Source organism: Vibrio sp. 1562 (assembly GCF_033340155.1).
GTDB classification, from domain to species: domain Bacteria; phylum Pseudomonadota; class Gammaproteobacteria; order Enterobacterales; family Vibrionaceae; genus Vibrio; species Vibrio alginolyticus.
Genome location: NZ_JAWOVY010000143.1, coordinates 1 through 972 on the forward strand (window position 1 = coordinate 1; position 972 = coordinate 972).

General features: G+C 45.4%; 1 protein-coding gene. It reads left to right on the forward strand.

Going from position 1 to position 972, the window contains the following annotated elements:
* Positions 1-972: type I restriction-modification enzyme R subunit C-terminal domain-containing protein (locus tag R7Z49_RS23775; protein ID WP_318112187.1), on the forward strand; the 972-nt coding region annotated here is incomplete at both ends.

A 972-nucleotide genomic window follows, 5' to 3' on the forward strand; every position in this document is an offset into this window, starting at 1 on the left:
AGGTGATGATGAAATCGGCAAAGCTCAGCTTGATAACTTCATCAACCCCAAAAAGGCTTACCCTGTTATCGCGACCACCTCAGAACTCATGACAACAGGTGTCGATGCAAAAACTTGTAAACTGGTTGTTCTTGACCAGGGCATTCAGTCGATGACCAAGTTTAAGCAGATCATCGGTCGTGGTACTCGTATTGATGATCGTTACGGAAAGCTATGGTTTACCATTCTCGACTTTAAAAAAGCGACTGAACTGTTCGCTGATGAGCGCTTTGATGGTGTCCCTGAGCGAGTTAAAGAGACAAAACCAGAAGACTTTGAAACCGATCAAGGACTCGATGAGATCATCGATGGTGAGGATGAACTTGAACAAGATGATCCATTTGAAGGGGAAGATATCGACCCTGAAAGCATCCAAGAACCAGAGGCTTCATACAACTCAGGTTCATCTCCTTCTGACGGTAGCAATTCCGACGATGATTGGCAGGATGAAAACCGAGTTAGAAAGTTCCATGTCAATGGTGTAACGGTGAAAGCCATTGCCGAGCGTGTTCAATACTACGATGCCGACGGTAAACTCGTAACTGAATCATTCAAAGACTATACCCGCAAGACGATGGCAAAACAGTTCACCTCGATGGATGACTTTGTTAAGCGCTGGCAAGATGCCGATAAAAAACAAGCAATCATTGATGAACTGGCAGAGGAAGGCATCATCTGGGAAGCATTAGAGCTGGAAGTCGGCAAAGATCTCGACCCATTCGACATGATTTGTCATGTCGTGTATGACCAACCAGCACTCACCAGAAAAGAACGCGCTGACAACGTCAAAAAGCGCAACTACTTCACTAAGTACGGTGAAACGGCTCAGCAGGTATTGAACAACTTACTAGACAAGTACGCAGACGAGGGCGTTCAAGAGATTGAGAATATTCATGTACTCAAAGTTAAGCCTTTTGACGAGATGGGACGCCC